The sequence below is a fragment of the Blastopirellula sp. SH421 genome (genome assembly GCF_057808535.1).
On record NZ_CM173712.1, the window covers coordinates 2,461,421 to 2,484,359 of the forward strand.

The following is a 22,939-nucleotide window of genomic DNA, read 5'->3' on the forward strand; positions in this document are numbered from 1 at the left end:
GTTCGTCTCGCTGTTCGCTGGGACTAGATTTCCGGAACCAGATCCAGGTGGCTCGAAGGCAATTTCCGCCTGTCGCGCTGCGGTTAATCGGCAAGCGGGGCTGGCCGAAAAAGTCGCTTGGTGCGATGGGTAATTGTCGTCGGTAACGGCTCGCCGCAACTTAACGCTGCGAAACCGTTTAAGGTATGTTAGCAGACTGAAGCCACGGTGGGAAGATTTGCCTTCCCCCCATTTCATCCCCCTTTCCGGAAAACCGCTCGGGATGCATCCGTTTGAGAATGCCGTCGCCGCAAGCTGGCCAGTTGAAAGCTGGTCCGATTGCACCGTTTTGGTCGCGGTTAGCGGTGGCGCCGATAGTGTGGCGCTGTTGCGCTCGCTCGCGGCGATCCGAAATTCTGCGGCAAGAGGTCGGCTGGTCGCCGTCCATGTCGATCACAATTTACGCGCCGAATCGGGCCAGGATGCTCAATTTGTCCAAGCTCTCGCCGATCGATTGGGGGTAGAAGCCGTTATCGGGCTGGTGGACTTCGAGCTAAGCGGCCCCGATGGCCTAGAAGCGGCGGCTCGCGACGCGCGGTATGACTTTCTGCGTAGCTTCGCGATGAGATATGGCGCTCGCTATGTCGTCACCGCGCATACCGCCGATGATCAGATCGAAACGGTTTTGCAGCGGATTTTGCGGGGAACAAGCATCGCGGGGCTCGCGGGAATCCCGCGTGCTCGCGAATTTGCCCCCGGCATCAGTCTATTGCGGCCGCTGTTATCGCTTCGTCGATCCGAGGTCGAAGCCTATGTGGCCGATCTAGGCCAGGGCTATCAGCACGACGTGACCAACGACGAGTCTGTTTTTTTTCGGAATCGTCTCCGCAACGAGCTGTTGCCGCTGCTGCGTGACGCCTATCTGCCGCAAGTCGATCAGTCGCTGCTGCGGTTGGCGATCGGTGCCGCCGAATGCCGCGAATATGTCGAGACTCAGGCCAGCCAGCTGCTAGAAGCCAGTTTGCTGCAGCAGACAAGCCAACAAGTGACGCTGAACGCAGCGAAACTGGCGGCGGCTGCTCCATTTTTGGCGAAAGAGGCCTGCGTACTGCTGTGGCGCGATCGCAACTGGTCACGTCAGGCGATGAGTCGCGAAAAATGGGACGCATTGTTGTCGCTGATCACCAGCGACTCCCCTGCCCCGCTTGAGTTACCCGGCAAGATCCGGGCCCAAAAAAAAGGGGAGCAGCTATTGCTGACTCCCCCTTCGTAGGATCAAGTTTTTGCAGTCGGCTAGGCGTCTGCTGGTCCTTCAAGACCGCCGGTGAACTTGCCATCTTCGGCGGCGTGCCCGACCAAGACTTCGGCCTTATAACCGCCTTGGCTGGCGAAGTAGATGATCAGCAAGATGTAGCAGACGAGCATGATGCTGGGGAAGATCGCCACGGTGAAAAGGGCGTCTTTTTTTGCTTGCTCGCTGGCGCTGGTTACTATTTCCTGGTCTTCTTTTGGCAGTTCTTTAACGGCATCGGCGTTGACGGCGTTATAGGCGCCGAATGCCCAGTGCTTTTCTTCTTCGACTTGCTCCAGGATTGCTGGATTTTCTCTCAGGATTGCAACTTGGGTATTGTCTTGGAAGTATCCGAGGAACATGGCGCCGACCACACCAGCCCCGAGCATGCCGACACCGCCGGTGGCGTTCAACGTTAGTGCACCGCCACGAGGGGATTGTTCTGCGACCACGCCGAGCATGGTGGGCCAGAAGAACGTTTTGCCCAAAGCGTAGATTGTCGCTGCAATAAAGATTAACGCCAAACTCTCCGCCTTCGACAAGAAGGTGAGTCCGACGATTGCGATTACCGAGCAAGCGGCCAAAAGACCTAGTGGCGAAAGCTTGTGAACGATCGGGCCCGCGAAAAATCGCAGGATCATCATAATCAGTGAGGTGTAGACGATGATCCAGCCGGCGGCCAGATTGTTCTTCGTCATGACAGGTTCCATCAGCGAAGTGATCCAGCTGTCAGTACTCAGTTCCGTGGTCGCTAAGGGAATCATGATCAATAGCATGAATAGAAAGAGCGGTTTGCCAATCGCAAATTTGGTGAGAACACCCATACCGATTGTGCCAAGTGCGATACAAGTCGCGATGACATAGATCATCCAGTCACTAGCGTCGACTCCCGCTTTGCCGAGTAGTAAGGTTGCCACGCGTCCAAGCTCAATAAACATCAAGATACCGACGATTAATGCTCCACCCATACCGAACTCGGCCAACATGTCTCGGTAAGAAACGCCTGAGGCGACTCGTTCATTGACCGGGAATTTACAAGGAAGCATCATCAGGCCGTAGACAATGGTCGGAAGCAAGATCAATGCAACCTTGTATTGCCAGGCCATCGACGCGCCACCACTGAAAATATTGGAGAGGAAGCCTTCGGGACCCATGCCGATCGTGATGATGCCGCCAAGGACTAACCCGCCCGGCCAGCCGGCATGCAACATATTGAGCCACTTAGTCTTCTCGTTGGTAAAGAGGGTCGCAACAACAGGATTCACGACCGCTTCGACCGTTCCATTGCCCAGCGCGACGATGAACGTACCGAGATAGAGACTCCAGTAGGGATCGATATACTCGCCGCAGTAAGTTGGTAAAACGATCGTAAGAATGACCGACAACACATGGCAAGCGAAAGCGAAGTACATCGCTGTCTTATAACCAATCTTGTCGATCACCAGACTGAACAGAATGATGCTGATCGCGAACGGCCAAAGTCCGGCGCTGAATATTTCACCTTTCTGCGTTTCTGTCAGATTAAATGCGACTCTCCATTCATCCATGATGATCGCACGAATGATAAAGCCGAACGCGGTCGTAATGAGCGAGACAAAACAGGCCCAAAAGAGAAACTTCTTTTCTCCTTCAGTTGGCGCCGACTTTTCATTCATAGCGGGGAGGCTCCTCTTCGCTTCAGTGCATAATGGGAGGTGATGGGGGGAATCGCGCGGCAGCCACAGGACGAATGCCGGGGGCAACAGCTTATCGGCGTCCGGCAAAAAAATACCGGTCGCTGGGCGAGTGTATAGCAAAATTCAGAGTATAGCGAGTGCTAGCGGTAAGTAAACCATTACTGCGTTGAGATTTCGGGCGTTTTTTTTCCAGGAGCGCAAAATCAACAGAGAGTGCGCAAATTCTCAGAATTTGCTAGTTTAAAGCTCGTGATGTTCCCCTTGCTGACTGGGATTGGGCGCCTGCTTGGCGCCATGCTCTTACCGCGTCTTCGCGGAAAGAGCATGTCTTGTAACCATGGCATCATCCAATTAAGTTGCACCTCGCTCTGAAGATATGCTCTTCCGTCGAAGACGCCGCCAGAGCGTGGAGCCTTCCACGATTCACCCGCCGAGCCGCTTGCCTGATGTCAAAACTATTCGCTAGCCGCTGGTTTTGGGTGATTTTGCTGTTGGCGTTGGGGTTGCGCATCGGAGCGGCCGTTTGGTGGCAAAGTCGTATTCCGGCCGAAGATCGCTTCTTTTTCGGCGATAGTCTCTCGTACGAAACGCTCGCCCGGCAGCTCGCCCAGGGCGCCGATTATCGCTACGGCGATTCGTTTATTTTCCGCACGCCCGGCTATCCGGCGCTGCTCGCTCCTCTGTATTGGTTCAGCGATGAGCCCCATCCCATGATGCTGCGGATGTTGGGCGTTGTGCTGGGGACCCTAACTGTTGCGCTGTGCGGGCTGATCGCGGCTCGGTTTTTCTCGACCGAAGCCGGGTTGATCGCGACTCTCTTGGCGGCGCTCTACCCCGGCGGATTGGCGATGAGCGCCTTTGTGCTGAGCGAAGTTGCGTTTTGCCCTTGGATGTTGCTGCAAATCTGGTGTTGGAACGAAGCTTATACGGCGAAGTCGCGAAAAAGCTCACTCCTGTGGGCCATCGCGGCCGGTGGTGCGATGGCGGCGGCCGTGCTGACGCGGCCTAGTTGGATGCTGTTTCCCTTTTTTGCGCTGCCGATCTGCTTGCTGTTGGTGTCGCAGCGGCGACGTCAGTTGGAAGTCATGCTGGTGCTCGGCCTCACTTTTATGGCGGCGATGTCTCCCTGGTGGGTTCGCAATTATCAGATCGCCGGGCGATTTGTCCCGACTTCGCTGCAGGTTGGAGCCAGCTTGTACGACGGAATCCGACCCGGCGCCGATGGCGGCAGCGATATGGCGTTTGTCGAGACTTTCCGGGCTGAGCAACTAGCGGCCGATGCCGCCAGCGAAGGTCCGCAAGCCGGCACTTTCGAGACGCGGTTGGATGATCGTATGAAAGCGGCGTCGATCGCGTGGGGCCAACAGCATCCGGACGAAGTGATCGAGCTGGCGGCGCGCAAGTTATTACGGTATTGGAACTTCTGGCCCAACGAGGCCAGTTTTCAAAGCGTCAAGTTTCGCCTCATCATCGCCGTGGGCTACTTGCCTATTTTACTGTTGGGGCTGACGGGGCTCGTGATTTATCGGCGGCTAAACCTGGGCATTTGGCTGTGTGGATTGCCTATCTTCTACTTTTCGCTGCTCCACATCATCTTTGTCAGTTCGATCCGTTATCGCCAACCGGCGATGCTGCCGCTGACCGTCTTGGCTGCTGGCGCCGCCGTTTGGCTGATTTGTCGCTGGCGAAAGAAAGATTCTCCGGCCGAACCGGGCTCGACGTCGTAGTGAGGTTGTGTGCCACGGCTCTGTGAGCCGTGCTGGAGCAATTGGGGACGTTACCCAGCTTCACAGTTCCCACACAACCATCGCGCCAATTGCTGAAGCTATCACGAAAGCTTCGCTTTACCCTGCGGGCGATTTTTGCCAAGATAGCTGTCCAAAGCGGCGATCATGGAACGATCGCCCACGACACGACTTGCGGCTTAAAAGCTGCTCGCGGGAAAGGAATCCGGACGCCGTTGAAACGGTTGGTTCATACAAGCTGGCTCTTTTGCAAATGGACGGCGCTATCCGCAGTGATGGTCGCCGTGGCGATCGGCTTGTATCTGTACCACAACCTGAACGACGAAATTCGGATTCGCGTTGAACGTCGTTTTGCCGAGCACTATTCTCATCTGGACGTCTCGGTTGCGTCGGCGCAATTTCGTGAAGGACAAGGAGTCGAAATCCGCGGGCTCCGTTTCGCCGAGAAGAATGCCGTCGGACATAGCGGCGAGTTGCTCGACATTGACGAGCTATTCGTCTACTGCAACACCGACCCGCGTGACTTGGTCGCCGGCAAGCTGGATGTTGCCCGGATTGTAGTGAAGCGCGTCCGGATCTCCGCCGCTCTGCAAGCCGATGGTCGTCTCAATCTGCAATCGCTGTTTCCGCTTCCCAAGTTCGGAGACAGCGATCCGCTGATTGAAGTGCATGACGGCTTGTTTGAATTGTATGACCCCGTGAACGGCGCGCGGTTACGTTTGGATCCCATCGACCTGACGATCCAACCGATCCACGATCCGCAATTGGCTGCTGCCGGCAAGAAGCGGCTTGCGGTAGAAGGGACGCTGCGGAGCGAGCATTTTGAAGAAGCGAAGATCTCAGGCGTCCTGGAGCCGGATTCGCAGTTTGGGCTCATCCAAGGGAATATTGGACGTTTGCGGATCTCGCCGGAGTTGTTTCGTGTGTTGCCGCAATCGGTTCAAACGAAGGCGGCTAAGATGGCGCCGCTGGAAGCGCGGGCCGATTTAAAGTTTTCGGTGGCGACACCAAGCAAGGATACGCCGTTCCAATTTGAGATTAGCGGCAACGTCAGCGAAGGTCGCTGGAAAGATCCTTCACTCCCCTTCCCGGTCTCCGAAATCTTTGGTTCGTTTGTCGCGAACGCGTCGGGTGTGAACATCGAGCGCATGTCGGCCAATGTTGGCGAAGGTTCGATCGTCGCATCGCTAGTGCGACAAGGCTGGAGCGACAAAGCGCCGATTCACTTTGAGTCCAATCTCTGCAACTATGTGCTGCACGAGCGCCTCGCCGAGGCGATTCCCGCCGGTTTGCGTGACCATTGGGATCACTACCAACCATCCGGCGCCGTCGACGCTCAGGTAATTGCCGACTTTGACGGAGTCAATTGGAAGCCGGAATTGCATGTGACCTGTTTGAATTCGGGCTTTGTCTATCATAAGTTTCCCTATCCTGTGCACGGCGCCAAAGGGCGGATCGATTTTAAGAACGGCGTCCTTGATTTGAATTTGTCGGCCAAGGCTGGCAAAGCGCCGATCAAAATCATCGCCAGCTTGCGAGACCTGGGCCCCGAAGCCAAAGGGTTCGCTCGGTTTACCTCGGTCGAACCCATCCAATGCGACGATGTGTTGATGGACGCGCTGGCCGCAGCGAGCCCCAAAGCAAGCGAGATTGCGCAAAAATTACAGCCGAGCGGCACGACCAACTTTGACTTCCTCGTGCAATGCTACAAGGGAGAATCCGATCAGGATAAGCGGCTGACATTAGACATTGTGGACGCCCAAGTTATCTACGATGAGTTCCGCTATCCCATTCAAAAGATCCATGGGCGCGTTGTCTGGACCGACCACAAAACGACGATTGAACGGCTGGAAGGGGTCAATGACTCAGGCTATGTCCTCTGCGGCGGAACTTGGACGCGCTCGGACGATCCACGCGGCGATTTAAAGCTCAACTTCACCTGCACCGATATTCCGCTAGAAGATGAGTTGCACAAAGCGTTGCCCCCGACATCTCAGAAAGTTTGGGACGAATTGCGTCCTCGCGGCACGATCGACCACATGGATATCGCGGTCGTTTTTCCGGATGAAAACGGCAAGTTGGACGTCGAGATTCGCGCCCAAAAATGGCGTCGCGACGAGCTGCTGCAAAGCGAACGCAAGTATAGCGCCGCAGGCCGCACGATCTCGATCGAGCCGCGCAGCTTCCCCTGGCTGATGGATGAAGTGGTTGGCACCATTCTGTTTCGCCGCGGCGTTGTGCAGTTGTTGGGGGTCACGGCGCGACATGGCAATGTGCAGATCGCCACCGGCGGCGATTGCCAGGAATTGGCGGATGGCCGTTGGCAACTTCGCTTTCAAGATGTGCAAGTCGATCGCCTCTTCCCTGAGCGTGATCTGCTGACGGCATTGCCGGCGTCGTTGTCTGCGTCGGTACGCCGATTGAAGCCATCCACGCCGATCAACATGCGCGGCGCATTTACATTGATCGGCGGCGCCGCAGAGAACGCTCCGCCTGACGCTTATTGGGATTTGGATTTCTTTTTGGCCGGTTGTGATGTGACCGCCGGAGTCGTATTGAAGCGGGTCTATGGCGCGATTCGCCTGACCGGCGAAGCGACGGCCGAAGGGGCGTTTACCTTTGGCGAGTTCTCGCTGGATTCGCTCCTTTACAATGACATTCCGCTGACCAAGGTCACCGGGCCGATGTTCATTAGCTCCGACCATGCCGTCATCGGATCGCAGGTTCCGCGCCGCGAAGGTCATACTCCGCAAAGCATTTTGGGGACGACCTTTGGCGGGCAGCTCGCGATCGATAGCAGTGTAGCGCTGCAAGAGAACCAGCCGTTCAGTCTGCAGTTGCGGCTGAGCGAAGGAAAGCTAGAACAGACGTTGCTTGACTTGGGGCAAGCCAACCCGGGACGAAACACAGGCCGAGTCTTCGCCGAGATGCGTTTGGCCGGCAGTGCATTAGGGAGGGATACCTTTCAGGGCAACGGACGTGTTCAACTGCGCGATGGCAATCTCTATCAGCTGCCGCTCGCCGTTTCGCTGCTGAAGGTGTTCGCGGCGCGTACGCCAGACAATACGGCATTTCATACCAGCGATATCGATTTTCAGATTAAAGGGAAATATGTCTATCTGAACCGGATGACGCTCAGCGGCGATGCGATCTCGTTGACCGGAGCCGGCGAAGTGGATATGGATGGCCGGATCTCGATGCGGTTTTACAGTGAGTTAGGGAACAATCGTTATCAAATCCCGATCATTCGCCCGCTGCTGGGTGAAGCAGGTCGCAACCTGATGGTGATTCACGTCAACGGAACCTTGGATCATCCCGAGACGCAGCAAGAGATCTTCCCGGCGGTCAACGAAACGCTGGAGCAGCTCTTCCCCAATCAGCCGATTCGCTTTCCGGTCGGCAATTTGGGTGACGGCGGCGACAGCTCGGCCGCACGCCAATCGCCAGCCTATAGCGGCGGAACGCCACGTTAAAAAGCCCGAGGCTTTCCTAAAGAAAGCCCCGGTGCTGAATTGCTCTCTGCGACCGGCGCCTATTTGCCCACAGGCACATCAAAGTTGTAAGACTGCTGCTCGGTTGAAATGACGGTTTTGGTCTCAAAAACCTTCTTCATCGGAGAGGTCACCTTTTGTTCCGATCCGATCGTTGGCGGCATGATCCGGACGATGTAGGCGCCTTCGCTGACTCCTCGTTCTGGACTGGTTTCAAATTTGCCATCAGCAATGGGAGCATAAGTAGTGAGCCCGGTTGTCTGTTGACTGGGATCTGGCTCAAACGAAATGCTCGCGTTCTGCAAGGGTTCGCCGTTGACGGTGACGGTTCCGCGGATTTGCAATCCTTCTTTGGCTGGACCGCAACCGCAGGCGACCAGCGTGACTAGGGAGACGATCGTGACAATCGCAGCTTGGAAGATGGATCTCATTAGGGCAATCCTCCGACGGGACCGCCGTCTGCGATCGCGCCTAACGATCGATGCGTGTTGATGTCAAGCGTTTGCGGTAGGAAGTGAACGCTGGCGTCTCCATACAGCATGTTGCAACCGCCGGGATGAAAGCTGCCAAAGGTCCGGCCGACCATCGCTTCGTTGCCGTTGGGTCCTTTGACATCCACGCCGGTATACGGCAAGTTGATCGGCTCGACGGCGGCTGCGGTGTTGGTGTAATAGCGCCACGAAGCCTGGGTATAAACGCCGCTTGCCCAAAAACCATACTTGCTGGCCGCAAAAGCGCTGGCGTCGGGATGCAGCACATACTTGCTTTCGCCCATCATGTAAGAATTGGTCGTGCCGTCGAGCATGCTGCTAAACTTGGTGCTCGAGTTCACAAAGAAAACGCCGTTGTAGTACAAAATGAAGTTGGAAGTACTACTCGCAACGCAACCTTGGGTCGCCGAGGGAGGAGTCGGTGGACCGCCGCCAGCGCAAACCACATAGCTGGGGTGATAGCCGGTCGCCACCGGATCGCTGGGACAATGGAACGCGGTGTTGGTGGATGTTTGCAGCCCATGATTCCAAGTAGTTCCCCGATGTTCTTGGTTGCACGAAAAACGTTCGCCAAAGCGAAATTGATCGTGCAGATTTTGTTGTTCCAAAAACGGCAAAATCAGCACCGACCAGGGAGCGCGTTGCTGATCTTGCGGGCGATCAACGCAACCGCCGGTTTGTCCCAGCACTAGATAGCCGCTGGGGAAAACCTGGTGCGTATCATGATAATTGTGGATGGCCAGTCCAAACTGCTTTAATCGATTGGTGCAATCCATCCGCCGTGCCGCTTCGCGAGCCTGTTGGACTGCCGGAAGCAGCAGTGCGATCAGCACGCCGATGATGGCGATGACAACCAGCAATTCGACCAGCGTAAACGCAGGTCGCCTTATTGAATTTTGAGTGTGAGTTGAAGACATGAATGGCCTTTGGTAGGAAGTACAACGGAGGAAGGATAATTAGGCAGGTGCAGAAAAAAGCAGGTAATTAAGTAAATATATCAGCCGGCTATCGAGGTTAATATAGATTAATTCCCCGGAATGGGGGCATTTTGGGGTGAATTCTGCCGAAAGATAAATATGGGCAACAATCGGCGCGCAAGGCTTTTGACAACAGAGACTCGCGACCTACATTTCAGATGAGATATTTCCGGCGATCTTCTCTCCCTAGACCGCTGGGAAAAACGCATTAGCAGGGATATCTCGATCCCTGACTCCTTCCGCCTAAGGAGACGAGCGATGAGCATTGGACCCACAGGCGCCGCCATCGTCAGTTCGTTGGCCGCCTCGCCGCTGGCGCAAAATGCGTCCAGCGAAGTCGATCAAAACCGCCAAGCTGTCAACAATCAGGCTCGCAAAGCGGACTCTGACAAAAAAGCGATCAAAGCTTCCGGCGTCGGTGACCCCGACGAAAGCCAAGAGGTCAGCGATCGCGATGCCGATGGCCGCCGTCTGTGGGAAATCATGGACGAAGCGGAAGAGCTGCTGGAAGACACCGAGCATCCTACCGAAGAGCCGCCGAAGAACCACAAGGGACTTGATCCATCGGGCCAAACCGGCGGCGTGCTGGATATCAGCGGCTAATCAACCGTGCAATCTGCTGGCGCCCCAATGGGTTGTTGAAGCAACCCAACCAGTCTCTGGCAGACTGGTCGGGCAACACCTTGTTGGGTTCGCTTACTCTTTTTGACCCGCGCGGGACAATATATGGTTGGCCATGCGTGAGAACGGCAAGCTTTGCATCATCACCGTGCCGTGGCCGCTCAGCTTCGCTAGGTAGAGCCCTTCTCCACCAAGCAGCATTGATTTTAAATTGCCGGCGCGCTCAATGTCGTATTCAATTCCCTCGGTAAACGCGACCAAGCTTCCTGCTTCGACCAGCAGCGTTTCTCCTTCTAGCTTGCGCGTGATGATCGCGCCGCAGGCATGCAAAAACGCGTTGCCGTCTCCGCGTAGGTGTTGCAGGATAAAGCCCTCACCGCCAAAAAAGCCGGCCCCCAGCCGTTTTTGAAAGGCAATGTCCAGCCGCGTTCCCATCGCTGCACAAAGGAACGAATCCTTCTGACAGGTGATCGAGCCCCCAATTTGTGACAGTTCGATCGGCACAATCTTGCCGGGATACGGCGCCCCAAACGCCACATGACGCTTGATCGACGATTCGTTGGTGAAGTGCCCCATGAAGAGCGAATTGCCGGAGACCATCCGTTTGCCGGCGCTAAACAGCTTGCCCATGATTCCTTGATCAGGATCGCTGCCGTCCCCCATTTTGGTCGAGAAGGTGATCCCTTCTTGCATGTAGTTCATCGCGCCTGCTTCGGCGATTACGGTTTCGCCGGGATCAAGCTCAATCTCGACCAACTGCATGTCGTCGCCGATGATGTGATAGTCAACGTCGTGCGAATGTTGTTGCAAGACAGCGTCGTGGGCTGGGACCATATTTGTGCTCGTGGGTTCAGGAAAGTGGCCGGTTGGACGGTCCGCTTGGATGGCGAATCTCGGCCGATGCAAACGGCCTACCAATTTCATTTACCTTTTAAAATGGTAGAGAGCGAATCGCTTTTTCGAGGAAAGGTCCTGTTGCGCCGATGGTGGGGGAAATGCCGTCTGCGCCTACCCGGCGAATATTCGACCTTCTGGTTTCGACATTTTCCTCGACGGCGTACCCTGTTTGGCGTCTAGCCGATAAAATACGGCATGAACCCCCTAAAACCCTGCGATGGATAGAAGCGAATGCGATTCACCAAGATGCACGGCATCGGTAATGACTACGTCTACGTCAACTGCTTTGCCGAACAACTGCCGGCCGCGCCCGAGGTGATCGCGCCGCTCGTCTCGGATCGCCATTTTGGGATCGGCGGCGATGGGCTGATCCTGATTACGCCTTCGGAAGTCGCCGACGCGCGAATGCGGATGTTCAACGCCGACGGCAGCGAGTCCGAAATGTGCGGCAACGGCCTTCGCTGCGTCGCCAAGTATGTGTTTGATCATGACATCGCCAAAAAAGAGACGCTGCAGCTTGAAACCGGCGCCGGCGTGCTGACCGTGCAGATCGAAGCCAAAGACGGCCTGGCCCGCCAGGTCCGTGTTAACATGGGCCAGCCGATTTTGGAGGGGACCAAAATCCCGACCATCTTTGACGCGAACCCCGTCGTCAATCAAAAATTAGAGATCGCCGGGCAAACCTTCGACGTGACTTGCGTCTCGATGGGAAATCCTCATTGCGTGATCTTTGTCGAAAAAGCGACCGACGAGCTGGTTTTGAAAATCGGCCCGCAGATCGAACGCTCTACTTACTTCCCGGCTCGCGTGAATGTGGAGTTTGTCGAAGTCATCTCGCCGACCGAAGTTCGTCAGCGAACCTGGGAGCGTGGCTCTGGCGAAACGCTAGCGTGCGGTACTGGCGCCTCGGCTGTCTGCGTGGCTGGCGTCCTTACGGGAAGAACCGAGCGGAAGATTTTGAACCATTTGCTAGGGGGCGACCTGCAATTGGAGTGGAACGAAGCCGATAATTGTGTGTATAAGACTGGCGGTGCGACGGAGGTCTTTACCGGCGAGTGGATGTTGCCGGCGTCGCTGAAATAATCGGATCCGTATTCAGCGGATCGCGAGAGAGGGATGCTCGCATGGCGCTGGAAAATCGTTGGATGCTTCGACTCGGCGGCTTTGCGCTGCACGAGACGATTCGCCATTGGCTCGATACGCTCGACTTGCGCGTCGCCTATCACGATCCGCAATTGGATCCAGCTCATCCGCTGAATGATCGCCCGCGCATCTATATCTTCTGGCACGAGTACATCAGTTTCCCGCTTTACCTGCGCCCCTTTTGCAACATCGCGATGCTGCTCAGCAAACATCGTGACGCCGAGTGGCTCGCCCACACCGCCACGATGATGGGCTTTGACACCGTCCGCGGATCGTCGCAGCGCGGCGGCGCGACCGCGCTGTTAGAGCTGCTCGATAAATCCAAAAGCATGCACTTGGCCATCACCCCCGATGGACCGCGTGGTCCGCGTCGCCGTTTGGCGCCGGGCGCTATCTTTTTAGCGTCGCGACTTGGCCTGCCGCTTATCCCGATGGGGTTTGGTTTTGATCGCCCCAAACGCGCCAAAACTTGGGACCAGTTCGCGATCCCGCGTCTCTTCTCCCGCGGTCGTGGTCTGATGGGCCCCGGCATCACCATTCCACCCAATCAAACCCGCGACCAGCTTGAACAACATCGCCAACGTGTCGAACGCATCCTGAACCAAATCACCACCATCGCCGAAGACTGGGCCGAGTCAGGCCTACGTCTAGAAGGTGAAATCGCCGCTCGGCCACGCAGCGTCCCGCTTCTCGGGCATCGCGAAGCAGCGCTGCACGATCCCTTTTGGACCAACGCCGCCGCCGGAACGATTGATCTAAGCGAAGCCTGTTTATTTCCCGCACCGCTTGCCACGCAAATCCGCAAAGCGGCATGAGCCGGGCCAGACAAATACTCGACCACCAATCGGTTGAGTGGATCAGCAGACAATCTTTGCCCGCGGGGGTATGCCAATCTGGGTGAATGCAGTAGTTTGCCCAAGACCGACCGATCCACCAGCCGAGAAAATTTTTGATGAGCGACTACTACTATTACGAACCCCAGCACGGGCATGGGCTACCGCACAATCCGTTGAACGCGATCATCGCGCCGCGGCCGATCGGCTGGATCTCTAGCAGCGACGCCCAGGGACGCGTGAATCTGGCGCCGTATAGTTTTTTCAACGGGTTTTGTTATGACCCGCCGATCATCGGCTTCTCCAGCGGCGGCCCCAAAGACAGCTTGCTGAACATCGAAGCGACCGGCGAGTTCGTCTTTAACCTGGTCACCAAAAAACACGCCGCCGCGATGAACGAGACCTCGTTCCCGTTCGAGCATGGAGTCAACGAGTTCGAGGAAGCTGGCCTCACCATGACCGCTTCACGCCTGGTCAAACCGCCGCGCGTCTCCGACACGCCGGTCGCGTTCGAATGCAAGCTGCTGCAGACATTGCCGCTCAAAGATCTCGACGGGAACCCGGCTCCCTACACGGTCGTCTTCGGTCAAGTTGTCGCTGTCCACATCGACAAAGCGTTCCTCAAAGATGGCCTGTTCGACATCACCGCCGCCGGAACAATTGGACGCTGCGGGTACCTGGCCGATTATGTGGAAGTGAAAGAGCTGTTCAGGATGGAGCGGCCGGGGGAATGAGCGGCGCCCGACTTGGGCCGCCGATCTCATAAACCCGGACTGGACAAGCATTCGCGCGTCACGACGGGTGGCCCGACCAGGCTGTTCAGGCCTGGTTGGGTTGCTTCAGCAACAAGATGCCAGCGCCATCCGCGTCACCCCAAAAAACAATCTAGCCACCCATCATCCAATCAGATTCAAACCGTCCAACAGGCTTGCAACTCCATGGCGCAGCATCTTGTTGCAAACGCAACCCAACCAGTTCTGGACGAACTGGATGGGCCACCCAAAAACGGACCGAACAACCAAGCGGGTGGCCCGACCAGGTTGTCTAAACCTGGTTGGGTTGCTTTAGCAACAAGATGCCAGCGCCATCCGCGTCACCCCAAAAAACAATCTAGCCACCCATCATCCGATCAGATTCAAACCGTCCAACAGGCTTGCAACTCCATGGCGCAGCATCTTGTTGCAGTCGCAACCCAACCAATTCTGGACGAACTGGATGGGCCACCCATCACCGTCTGCGCTTCCTCGTTTTCGCTCGCCGCTTCCGCGCCGGCCGGGAGCTGATGACTGGACTCGGCTGCGCAATTTTTTCGACTGGACTCGAGAGTGAAATTTTTTCGGGTGGACTCTCGTCGGAAATTTTTTCTGGCGGCTGGGGCTGAGCCTGGGGCGATGCGGATTTTGCTGTTTCGCTGGGCTCGCGACTGGATTGGCCGGTCAACTTGTCAGCCAGTGGGTCGGTTGGCTGGACTGGACTCGGCGGCGTTTCTTTTTTGGCTCGGCCTAATAGCTCGGCTGTTGTCAGGGTGATGAAGCTGGTTTCAAGCGGGTCATACTGGGGCGCGTTGGGATCGTTCAGTTCCTCCAAGCTGACCAAGCGATAGCGGGGCTCCCGCCTTGGCTGGTGCGGATTGCTGTTGGCGGCGAGGCGGATTTCGCCGGCGTCTACCATATATTCCCAGGCCAGGCCGAACTTGGTTCCGCTCATCCCGCTTTGCTCGCGGATCTTCAGCTTGGTCGCCTGAGCCGGATCGATTTGCGACATCACGCCGCGCAGCTTCATCCGCAGATGCTCCAGCTGCGATTTGGCCGCCTGTTGGGCCACTTCTTCGGCGATCGACGGCACGTCGCGCACGGTCACTTCCCACTTGCCGCCGGCGAGATCGGTGGTTCGCTCACTGGTTGGGCCTTCATTAATATCGACGCCCCACAGGTTGCTTTGCCCGGCGCCGCCGCCCAGGGTGAGCCACAGTTGGTGTCGCCCTGTGCCCGGTTTGAACGCTTGCCGGCGATTGACCAAGAGCCATTGCCGAGCCACGGCGCCGCAGCCGGCGCTGGCCAAGTCGGCGGCGGTCAGTGCCCGCGGCGGCAGTTGCTTGCGGGTAGGGCAACAAAGAATCGGCGTCGCGCCGGCTTGCAGGCAGCAACGAATCAGCTCGCGCTGCCGCTTGGCTTGGGCCCGCGGCGTCGTGTTTAAGAGATTCGCCGTATCGATCAACACAACTTCCAATTTGTGCCGCTCGATCCAATCGGTTATCCGCCGCAAATGGGCCGGATCGCTGGGATCGGTGATGTTCAGCTCCCAGACAAGTCGATCGAGCTGCGACAAATCGACCCCTGAAGCCGCACTCCAGCGCGGCGCCAAATCGGTCACGGTCTGCTCGGCCTCTTCGCCGCCGACATAGCCAACGCGAAACGCCCGCTCGGCCGCGAACTGCCCCAAAAACTTGCCCCCGCTGGCGAGCGCCGCACACAGATCAATCGCCAACGAGCTCTTCATACATTTACTGGGCCCCAAAATCACCGCCGCCTGATGCCGCAACAAGATCCCCGGCAACAACCAATCCCGCGGCTTTTGACGGGCCAACAGTTGGGCGGTGGTCAGCCCTTCCCAAGGTTTTTCCAGCTGGCTCGGCCGGCACTCGGCTTCCGGCTCGCCGAGAGCTACTTCCAAATCAACAGCCGGGCCCGGCTGCTCGCGGCGATCGCCCCACTTGTTCGCAACCTCCGACACCGGCAAAGGCGAAAACTCTTCGTCCAACGCATCTTGGTTTGCTGCGTAGAAACCAGCTTCGCTGACAACGATCGACATGATGATCTCCCCAGGCTCGCCCCCAGCGCAGCAGCACAACGCCGCCGCCAAAGTGCGAACCCAAATCCCAGCGCCTGGCCCATCCCCCGACCAACCGCCGCACGTCAACAGACCCCGACGCATCCCGCAGGCGCCGGTAAACCGAGAAAAACATCGCTTGAGTAGAAACAAGCATCGCCGCCGACGCCTGTACAAATTTATACCAAAAGGCAAGCAGCAAGTCAACCACAAGCGGGGGAAATTTAGCGACGCGATCTTCAGCACCGGCGCCATGGCCACGGCCTTGCGTGGCCATGAATGGGCATGCCATTTCTTAATGAATGAAAAATGGTACAGACGTTATCATCCGTATTCTCCGACTTCAAACGCGGTCAAAGTGAATTGCCCAGTACAATCATCCCCATGAAGAGGTGGCAGCGGCAGCCGGCCGACGTAATTGTGTGGAGTCTCAACCAATGAATCCGTCTGAATTTACAGAAGCGATTCGACTGCTGCGTAGCGCAGATCCAATGACGTATGAAGAGGGGTATCATTGGCTTCAAGGTCCGAATCTTCATCAGCACATCAGAGAACTTGTCGTGCTGCTACAAGCGGAGACCGATCCTCGGATGCGAGCCAAGTTTGTCGAACTGGTCGGAGACGCGGACTTGAAGCAGTATGTTCCGCTGCTGGTCCAGGAGCTCTCCCACGATTGCCGAGAAGTGCGTCTATGGGCCTATAATCAGCTATCCCTTTCGGAACATCCGATCGCAAAAGAACAGGCAAACGCCTATCGTTTGGCCCATCCCGAAGACGATTTTTATTAGGCCAGGCCGAAAGTAACACGCGCTGAACTAGCAGTCGATACTCGGCAGCCGCGACCAACCCGGTTGTCATCGCGGTCAGGATGTAATCTAGCAGTGCAGTTGGTGAGTCATGACCAAACGAAAACCGACCGAGACCCTGTACGATCCTCGCAGCGGCGATCAGGCGATTCGCTTGGAAGAGTTGCGTCACAGTGGAGAGGCATTTCAGCCTGGACGTACTAATTATTTTTCGATCTATCTGATGGAGTCAGGCTCTGGCCATTTTTGGGCGGATGCTTGTCGGTTTGCTTTTGATGCTCCCTCGCTGTTGTTTTTTGTGCCTTATCAACGGATTCGGTTAGAGCCGACGGCGCCGGTGCTGGGATCGGTGATTCAGTTTCATGCCAACTTCCTGTGCGTTGAAACGTTTCATGCCGAGGTTGGTTGCAGCGGCGCGTTGTTTAACGATCCGATGGGTGTGCCGGGCGTCTCGCTGGATGAGGAGACTCGCGCGGAAGTGGTGGACCTGGTCGCGCGAATTCGCCGCGAAGCTTTGGGATGCCACAAGGCCTATCACGAGGTGATGCTCTCGTACCTGAAAGTGCTGTTAGTTTTGGCGACGCGGCACAAGTCGTCGACGCCGGAGGCTTGCGAGCCGGCAGGCTTCGATCGTCGCAATCAAACGCTGGTCGAGCTGCGAGAATTGATCGAGCAAAACTATCACACGCTGCATGCGCCCGCCGACTACGCCAAGCTGTTGCACATCACACCGAAGACGCTTGGCCGAATGGTGCGCGAGAACTTTGGCACGACGCCGACCGAACTGATTCGCGGCCGCATCTTGACGCATGCCAAGTGGCATTTGCTGCATACGCTCAAGCCGGTGAAAGAGATCGCGAGAGAGTTGGGATTCCAGGACGAGCTTTATTTCAGTCGTTTGTTCAAGAAGTCGACGGGCTATTCCCCCACCTTCTTTCGCGAGTTTGAAACGGAAATCCGGGGAGGGAGCAATTTGTCCATGACATTGTCCCATTCGACCATTCTCGCAGCGGACTCCGACTCCGATACTGGTTTACAGACAAAGCAACCACTGAAACCGACCGAGATCTAAAACCTCTCGGTCTAACCGAGAGAAGGAAGTGTCGGATGGTGAAACTGTTTGAATTAGCGGCTCGCATGGACAAATTTGGCGTGACCATCACCCGGATCGGCCTGATTGTGGTGCTGCTCTGGATCGGCGGCCTGAAGGCGTTTCCCTACGAGGCGGACGGCATCGTCCCGTTTGTCGCCAACAGTCCGCTGATGAGCTTTTTGTATGCCGATGGTGACAACTACAAGTCGCACATGAACCCCGAAGGTGTCCTCAACGCCGAGAACCGCGCCTGGCACGAAGCGAACCACACCTACGAGTTCGCCTATGGCCTTGGATCAGTGATTGTGCTGTACGGGCTGCTGCTGTGCCTGCACCCTTGGTTTCCGCAAGCGGCGGCGGTGGGAAGCTTTCTGGTGTTCGTGATGTCGATCGTCACGCTGTCGTTTTTGATCACCACGCCGGAGTCATGGGTGCCGAACCTGGGTGACGCTCAACATGGTTTCCCCTACCTCAGCGGCCGAGGGCGGCTGGTCATAAAAGACGCAATCATGATGGGCGCCGCTTTGGTCACGATGGCCGATTCGGCGCAGGTTTATCTGCGCAGGCGTGCAGCGGTGGAGACGACGAAGCGGGCTAGTGCTGGGAAGCAGAAGGAATTGGCTACGACGGTGTGAGTTGTTGGTCTATAGAATCGGGCGTTGTGGGCACGGCGCCCTGGTCATTCAACTTGATGGCGGCTTCCTCATGGATGCCTCCTCGCTGCTGCATAGAATTAAGGGGCGCGTCTGGTAAGTAGAGGCATGCCGATAATGTCGATTAAGACATCAAAGTCTCGCTCTCCTCCCGCGATAGCTGATGCCGCATCCCGATAGCTCGTAGCAAAAGCGTGAAGAAATTGTGGAGCGCTCTCCATCTCCTGAGGCGTCGGATCGGGTGGGAGTAAACTTATTCTCCAGTCCGTTGATTGCTTCTGAAAAATAATCGATAAGGGTTGCGTACCGCCGGGCACCGTAAACTCAGCTTTTTCATCGCTTATTAGCTGAATAAGATCCTCAATCTCAGACGAGTCATGAGGTAGTCGCAAAATATTCATTCTCAGTTTTGTTAGTTTGCCATGAGTTTTTTCCAGTTCAAAAAAATGCTCGGCGCCGATCTGCTTCTCAAATTGTTTTTGAAATTCGTCGACTGCACAAAAGTATGCGAACGATTCGTCTGTTATTCTCGGATGCGAGTCAATCTTAATTGTAACGGCGGAGAACTTTTCTCGATCTCGCTCGCGGATTGAGGAAACGAATTCAAGAGCGGCATCCTGTGGTTTATTCAGCGTAAGTTTCGATATCAATTCGTCTTTTTTCTTATTCCCAGTTGAGCTTATTGGCTGTTGGCATCCGAAGGAAAAGCCAAGCACTAACAACAGCAATACCGATCCCCTGATCATCAAAATCAACATATCGATGCAACCCTAATCAATAACAACAACCGTATCGATCGAACGCTTTCCTTCAATTACCGCGGCCAAACGTAATTCAGCGCTGAACTCAAAACCGTAGTTGATGCTTGGTCCCCGGGAAAGTTCTAGACTCGTTCCGCTATGAATATTCCATGGCGCCCGTGCTATTGAACAAAGCTTACGTCGGTTCGCTGTCAGCGGTCCATCGGATCCCTCGGGCCTCTCCATTCAGCGAACTCAGTGTTGGATCTTTATAAAACGGAATGACAACTCTAAAAACGCTATACCACTCTCCCCGAGGGCCAACGATCCACGGGACGAGACAATGCAGTTTTCTATCCTCAACGATACGCCATTCTCCCGCCACGTCCCTGCGAATGATTTCACCAGCGTACGCCGTTAGAGGCCCGAAAAGCTCCGAACGCATTTCTTCAAGCGAACGATTCAGCCAGCCTGTGTGGATTGCGACTTGAACCGCATCAAGACTATCGTAGCTCCACGTTAATTCCTCTTGGGGGAGCGAGAGAGTTGTCCAGAGTCGTTCCACGTGAGCCTCGATATCTCTTTCCCAGCCGGGATAAACCACGCCCGCGATAATGTGCTCACTCTTCATTTCCTTTGGCCTCAATTGAAAGTGCTGTATGTGATTGTTTCACTGTCAGAGAGGCATTTCAAGCTGATAGCCGGGCGCCGCAGCCATGGCGCTCGGTTCGTTTTCACCCCCCATGCCAGACTGAGTAGTCTTAAAAGACGAGTCCACGCCCGTAGAAGTAGGCTGCCACAAAAACGACAATCGCAATCATCGCGAAAAACACGAGCAAGGCTGGTCGAAGAGATGCCCAGCAAAGGTCAATAGCCAGGAACACGCACCCGATCACTAAGCAGACAGCAACTATGCCACAAAGCATAGTCGCAATGGCTGCAAAAAAAACATTGTCTATGTTGGGAAACGAATTTAGGCGAATCGCTAAGCCTAGCACTGTTCCCACCAATGCCACTAGCGGCAGGATAAGTGGGGCGAATCTGAGTAGGATGCTGCACAGTGACATAGCTGATCCGGTATACTCAAGTGGAAGCCGTCGAAAGTGGAGGTCAGGGCTAATCGCAGTGACCGCTGGTGATTAAACGTCGTTCGCCGGACAGTCGTTGCGCCACGTTGGTCTTGCAGTGTAGTACTTTGCAACGTTTGGACCTATCGGTTTCGACATTTTCGGAGTCCACCACCCCTTCACATGACTTCCTTCGTCAAGAACATTGGCTGACACAACTGGATCAACGTCGTGGCGGACATCTGGCAATCTACCAGGTCGCTTGCTCCGCCCGCCCTACCAGACTGGGAACCTCGGACGAATCAGAAGAAGACCGTTCGGTTGGCGATTTCAAAAGTAAGTGAGGTCGCGAATGCAACGCCCGCACTCAGCGCGACCGCGGTTGCTAGGGAATTCTCTTCTTTGCGACGCGCCGCAAGTTGCCCAACAAGGCAGCCAGCGAGGATCCCGGTCCATAGGGGCCAGTGTCGCCGAAGCATGTGCAGTAGCAGTTCATCAACATCGTAAAACGCCCATGCATTTGGAGATCCAGAAATCGTCGGCGCTACGACGATCGCGGCCAGGGTCGCGGCTGTCACCAATACGAAGAACTCGCGCTTCTTGGTGGAGAGGACCAGCCCGATAACTGCCAATAGCACGCAAGAGGAGAACAGGCCGTCTTGCTGCATGACCAATCGTAAGAGTGTTTTTTGAAAATCAGCCATGTTATTTACGTCGGCAAAGGGAAGCACGGGCGCCATGGCGCCAGGTACCCGTTCTACGGCGTCTCACCGCCTCTGAAAGTTATCGCACCAGCGATCGTGAGTCAAAGCTTTGGTGGGTTGCGCAAGCGGGCTGGGGTGATCGAGAATGGTCAACTCCATTTCGCTTGCTCCACCCACCCACCCTGACCTGCTGAAGCTTTTGGTGAAATCTGTTACCTTGGGCGGTTGGAATTTGTTCTCTCACTCAAGCCCCTTTTACTCACCGAAGACGCCGCATGGATGTTGACGTTCCCGCTTGGGAAGCTGTTGGGGATCAGCCGCCGGTTTTGACCGTGGCGCAGTTGACGGCGCTCATTAAGGGGACGCTCGAAATGGCGTTTCCGGCGGTTTGGGTCAGCGGTGAGATCTCGAATCTGGCTCAGCCGCGATCGGGGCACGTTTATCTGACGCTGAAGGATGACGCCGCCCAGATCCGCGCGGTAATGTGGAAAGGGGCGGCGTCTAAGCTTCCGTTTGATCTGGAAGATGGGCAGCAGGTGATTTGCCGCGGCGATTTGGATGTTTACGCACCGCGCGGCAGTTATCAGCTGGTGATTCGCCAGATCGAGCCGCAAGGGGTGGGCGCTTTGCAGCTGGCCTTGCAAAAGTTGCAGCAAAAGTTGGCGGCCGAAGGGCTGTTTGAGCCGGGGCTAAAGCGTCCCCTGCCCCGCTTTCCGCGGCGCATTGTGGTGGTGACCAGTCCAACTGGCGCGGCGATTCGCGACTTTTTAGAAGTGCTGCGGCGGCGGTGGCGCGGCGCCGATGTGCTGGTGATCCCAACCCGCGTGCAAGGCGCTGGCGCTGCGGCCGAAATTGCCGCGGCGATCAAAAAGGCAGGCAAGCTGCGGCCTCGCGCCGATGTGTTGGTCGCTACTCGCGGCGGCGGCAGTATCGAAGACCTGTGGTGCTTTAACGAAGAACCGGTGGTTCGCGCGATCGCCGAGTGCGAGATTCCGGTGATCTCAGCCGTTGGGCATGAGATCGACGTGACCCTCAGCGACCTGGCGGCTGACGTGCGGGCTCTTACACCCAGCGAAGCGGCTGAGCTGTGCGTTCCTTCGCAAAGCGAAGTGACCGACGCGCTGGACGGTTATCGGGTACGGCTGACGCAGTCGCTTCGCCAGCGTGCCCAGATGGCGCGACGCCGGTTGGATGCTTTGGCCGAACGACGGGCCTTTCTCAAGCCCTTCTCGCTGGTGCATGACGCGCAGCGAATGCTGGATGGCTGGGACGAACGCTTGTTGACGGCTATCCGGCGACAAATCCAACAACGAGAGCAGCGCGTCCGCGAGACGACCGCTCGGCTCGAGTCCCTTTCTCCGCTGGGGGTCTTGGCTCGGGGGTACAGCGTGACGCGCAGCTTGGAGGGCCGGGTGATGAAAACGGCCGAGGATGTTGCGGTAGGCGACCAGATCGAAACCATCTTGCCGTCAGGGCGACTGACCAGTCGCGTTGAGTCGGTTGAATCGGATAGGAAGAAAGCAAAGTAAATGGCCAAAAAGAAAACGACCAGCGATGCGGCCGATGCCCCCGCCTTTGAGGAAGAGTTGGCGACGCTAGAGAGCTTGGTTCGCCGGCTGGAGTCAGGCGAAGCAGGCCTGGAAGAGTCGCTGAAGCTGTACGAACAGGGCGTTGGCAAGCTGAAATCGTGCTATGGCTTGCTGCAGCGAGCCGAACGCAAGATTGAGGTCCTATCGGGGTTTAATGCCGATGGAGAGCCGGTGACCGAAGATTTTGATGAAGGAGAGACCACTTTGGCCGAAAAGGCCGAGTCGCGGACCAAGCGGCGCGGCGGGAAGGCCCGCACTGATGAGGGAGACGAGATAGACGGCGGCCCCCGACTTTTTTAAGATACCTTTATCGC

19 protein-coding genes are annotated in these 22,939 nt (G+C 56.3%); 12 read left to right on the forward strand and 7 right to left on the reverse strand.

What is annotated here, in order from left to right; all coding sequences use genetic code 11:
- Positions 1 to 262: 262 nt before the first annotated feature.
- Positions 263 to 1,252 carry a tRNA lysidine(34) synthetase TilS gene (tilS, locus tag SH421x_RS10160; protein ID WP_488855392.1) on the forward strand — a complete coding sequence of 330 codons (990 nt, stop codon included), beginning with the start codon at positions 263 to 265 and terminating at the stop codon, positions 1,250 to 1,252.
- Between the two features lie 20 nt (positions 1,253 to 1,272).
- Here tilS and SH421x_RS10165 read toward each other — a convergent pair whose 3' ends face one another.
- Positions 1,273 to 2,925 (reverse strand): MFS transporter, encoded by a 1,653-nt coding sequence (locus SH421x_RS10165; protein WP_488855393.1) that lies wholly within the window; start codon positions 2,923 to 2,925, stop codon positions 1,273 to 1,275.
- A gap of 467 nt (positions 2,926 to 3,392) precedes the next feature.
- On the opposite strand from SH421x_RS10165, the gene SH421x_RS10170 reads away from it, so the two are divergent.
- Together SH421x_RS10170 and SH421x_RS10175 are read left to right on the forward strand one after the other, a co-directional pair.
- The gene (locus SH421x_RS10170) at positions 3,393 to 4,673 is read left to right on the forward strand and encodes an ArnT family glycosyltransferase (RefSeq protein WP_488855395.1); all 1,281 of its coding nucleotides are present in this window, start codon (positions 3,393 to 3,395) and stop codon (positions 4,671 to 4,673) included.
- A gap of 233 nt (positions 4,674 to 4,906) precedes the next feature.
- A complete protein-coding gene (locus SH421x_RS10175; protein WP_488855396.1) occupies positions 4,907 to 8,164 on the forward strand; it encodes a hypothetical protein in 3,258 nt (1,085 codons plus the stop codon).
- Positions 8,165 to 8,223: 59 nt separating this feature from the next.
- Here SH421x_RS10175 and SH421x_RS10180 read toward each other — a convergent pair whose 3' ends face one another.
- Positions 8,224 to 8,613, reverse strand: coding sequence for a hypothetical protein (locus tag SH421x_RS10180; protein ID WP_488855397.1), 390 nt, complete (start codon positions 8,611 to 8,613; stop codon positions 8,224 to 8,226).
- Entirely contained in the window at positions 8,613 to 9,590 is a 978-nt protein-coding gene (locus tag SH421x_RS10185; protein WP_488855398.1) for a DUF1559 family PulG-like putative transporter, read from the reverse strand. Before SH421x_RS10185 ends, SH421x_RS10180 begins: the two co-directional genes overlap by 1 nt.
- Positions 9,591 to 9,908: 318 nt before the next feature.
- Between SH421x_RS10185 and SH421x_RS10190 the strand changes: the two genes are divergently transcribed.
- On the forward strand, positions 9,909 to 10,253 hold the full coding sequence (locus SH421x_RS10190) for a hypothetical protein (RefSeq protein WP_488855399.1): 345 nt from the start codon (positions 9,909 to 9,911) through the stop codon (positions 10,251 to 10,253).
- Positions 10,254 to 10,346: 93 nt separating this feature from the next.
- Here the strand turns inward: SH421x_RS10190 and SH421x_RS10195 are convergent, their stop codons facing one another.
- Entirely contained in the window at positions 10,347 to 11,105 is a 759-nt protein-coding gene (locus SH421x_RS10195; RefSeq protein ID WP_488855400.1) for a TIGR00266 family protein, read from the reverse strand.
- 294 nt (positions 11,106 to 11,399) lie between these two features.
- On the opposite strand from SH421x_RS10195, the gene dapF reads away from it, so the two are divergent.
- From dapF to SH421x_RS10210, 3 genes are all read left to right on the forward strand, one after another.
- Positions 11,400 to 12,251: a diaminopimelate epimerase gene (dapF, locus tag SH421x_RS10200; protein WP_488855401.1), complete on the forward strand. Its 852-nt coding sequence runs from the start codon at positions 11,400 to 11,402 to the stop codon at positions 12,249 to 12,251.
- Positions 12,252 to 12,292: 41 nt separating this feature from the next.
- A complete protein-coding gene (locus SH421x_RS10205) occupies positions 12,293 to 13,126 on the forward strand; it encodes a lysophospholipid acyltransferase family protein (protein WP_488855402.1) in 834 nt (277 codons plus the stop codon).
- 137 nt (positions 13,127 to 13,263) lie between these two features.
- Complete coding sequence (locus SH421x_RS10210; protein ID WP_488855403.1) at positions 13,264 to 13,878, forward strand: flavin reductase family protein; 615 nt, start codon at positions 13,264 to 13,266, stop codon at positions 13,876 to 13,878.
- 493 nt (positions 13,879 to 14,371) lie between these two features.
- On the opposite strand, the gene SH421x_RS10215 is transcribed toward SH421x_RS10210, so the two are convergent.
- Positions 14,372 to 15,955 carry an AAA family ATPase gene (locus SH421x_RS10215; protein ID WP_488855404.1) on the reverse strand — a complete coding sequence of 528 codons (1,584 nt, stop codon included), beginning with the start codon at positions 15,953 to 15,955 and terminating at the stop codon, positions 14,372 to 14,374.
- A 455-nt stretch (positions 15,956 to 16,410) separates the two neighbouring features.
- On the opposite strand from SH421x_RS10215, the gene SH421x_RS10220 reads away from it, so the two are divergent.
- The 3 genes from SH421x_RS10220 (at position 16,411) to SH421x_RS10230 (ending at position 18,507) form a co-directional block, all read left to right on the forward strand.
- Positions 16,411 to 16,761, forward strand: a complete 351-nt coding sequence (locus SH421x_RS10220) for a HEAT repeat domain-containing protein (protein ID WP_488855405.1) — start codon at positions 16,411 to 16,413, stop codon at positions 16,759 to 16,761.
- A 109-nt stretch (positions 16,762 to 16,870) separates the two neighbouring features.
- Positions 16,871 to 17,851 carry a helix-turn-helix domain-containing protein gene (locus tag SH421x_RS10225; protein ID WP_488855406.1) on the forward strand — a complete coding sequence of 327 codons (981 nt, stop codon included), beginning with the start codon at positions 16,871 to 16,873 and terminating at the stop codon, positions 17,849 to 17,851.
- 35 nt (positions 17,852 to 17,886) lie between these two features.
- Complete coding sequence (locus tag SH421x_RS10230) at positions 17,887 to 18,507, forward strand: DUF417 family protein (protein ID WP_488855408.1); 621 nt, start codon at positions 17,887 to 17,889, stop codon at positions 18,505 to 18,507.
- 98 nt (positions 18,508 to 18,605) lie between these two features.
- Here the strand turns inward: SH421x_RS10230 and SH421x_RS10235 are convergent, their stop codons facing one another.
- Together SH421x_RS10235 and SH421x_RS10240 are read right to left on the reverse strand one after the other, a co-directional pair.
- A complete protein-coding gene (locus tag SH421x_RS10235) occupies positions 18,606 to 19,283 on the reverse strand; it encodes a hypothetical protein (protein ID WP_488855409.1) in 678 nt (225 codons plus the stop codon).
- 1,351 nt (positions 19,284 to 20,634) lie between these two features.
- On the reverse strand, positions 20,635 to 21,072 hold the full coding sequence (locus SH421x_RS10240) for a hypothetical protein (RefSeq protein ID WP_488855411.1): 438 nt from the start codon (positions 21,070 to 21,072) through the stop codon (positions 20,635 to 20,637).
- A gap of 239 nt (positions 21,073 to 21,311) precedes the next feature.
- Between SH421x_RS10240 and xseA the strand changes: the two genes are divergently transcribed.
- Positions 21,312 to 22,565, forward strand: a complete 1,254-nt coding sequence (xseA, locus tag SH421x_RS10245; RefSeq protein WP_488855413.1) for an exodeoxyribonuclease VII large subunit — start codon at positions 21,312 to 21,314, stop codon at positions 22,563 to 22,565.
- On the forward strand, positions 22,566 to 22,925 hold the full coding sequence (gene xseB / locus SH421x_RS10250; protein WP_488855414.1) for an exodeoxyribonuclease VII small subunit: 360 nt from the start codon (positions 22,566 to 22,568) through the stop codon (positions 22,923 to 22,925).
- Positions 22,926 to 22,939: the final 14 nt, after the last annotated feature.

Bases quoted from the DNA above. Each gene is read 5' to 3' on its own strand.
- tilS (WP_488855392.1), top strand. From the start codon at position 263: ATGCATCCGTTTGAGAATGCCGTCGCCGCAAGCTGGCCAGTTGAAAGC.
- SH421x_RS10165 (WP_488855393.1), bottom strand. From the start codon at position 2,925: ATGAATGAAAAGTCGGCGCCAACTGAAGGAGAAAAGAAGTTTCTCTTT.
- SH421x_RS10170 (WP_488855395.1), top strand. From the start codon at position 3,393: ATGTCAAAACTATTCGCTAGCCGCTGGTTTTGGGTGATTTTGCTGTTG.
- SH421x_RS10180 (WP_488855397.1), bottom strand. From the start codon at position 8,613: ATGAGATCCATCTTCCAAGCTGCGATTGTCACGATCGTCTCCCTAGTC.
- SH421x_RS10185 (WP_488855398.1), bottom strand. From the start codon at position 9,590: ATGTCTTCAACTCACACTCAAAATTCAATAAGGCGACCTGCGTTTACG.
- SH421x_RS10190 (WP_488855399.1), top strand. From the start codon at position 9,909: ATGAGCATTGGACCCACAGGCGCCGCCATCGTCAGTTCGTTGGCCGCC.
- SH421x_RS10195 (WP_488855400.1), bottom strand. From the start codon at position 11,105: ATGGTCCCAGCCCACGACGCTGTCTTGCAACAACATTCGCACGACGTT.
- dapF (WP_488855401.1), top strand. From the start codon at position 11,400: ATGCGATTCACCAAGATGCACGGCATCGGTAATGACTACGTCTACGTC.
- SH421x_RS10205 (WP_488855402.1), top strand. From the start codon at position 12,293: ATGGCGCTGGAAAATCGTTGGATGCTTCGACTCGGCGGCTTTGCGCTG.
- SH421x_RS10210 (WP_488855403.1), top strand. From the start codon at position 13,264: ATGAGCGACTACTACTATTACGAACCCCAGCACGGGCATGGGCTACCG.
- SH421x_RS10215 (WP_488855404.1), bottom strand. From the start codon at position 15,955: ATGTCGATCGTTGTCAGCGAAGCTGGTTTCTACGCAGCAAACCAAGAT.
- SH421x_RS10220 (WP_488855405.1), top strand. From the start codon at position 16,411: ATGAATCCGTCTGAATTTACAGAAGCGATTCGACTGCTGCGTAGCGCA.
- SH421x_RS10225 (WP_488855406.1), top strand. From the start codon at position 16,871: ATGACCAAACGAAAACCGACCGAGACCCTGTACGATCCTCGCAGCGGC.
- SH421x_RS10230 (WP_488855408.1), top strand. From the start codon at position 17,887: ATGGTGAAACTGTTTGAATTAGCGGCTCGCATGGACAAATTTGGCGTG.
- SH421x_RS10235 (WP_488855409.1), bottom strand. From the start codon at position 19,283: ATGTTGATTTTGATGATCAGGGGATCGGTATTGCTGTTGTTAGTGCTT.
- SH421x_RS10240 (WP_488855411.1), bottom strand. From the start codon at position 21,072: ATGGCGCCCGTGCTTCCCTTTGCCGACGTAAATAACATGGCTGATTTT.
- xseA (WP_488855413.1), top strand. From the start codon at position 21,312: ATGGATGTTGACGTTCCCGCTTGGGAAGCTGTTGGGGATCAGCCGCCG.
- xseB (WP_488855414.1), top strand. From the start codon at position 22,566: ATGGCCAAAAAGAAAACGACCAGCGATGCGGCCGATGCCCCCGCCTTT.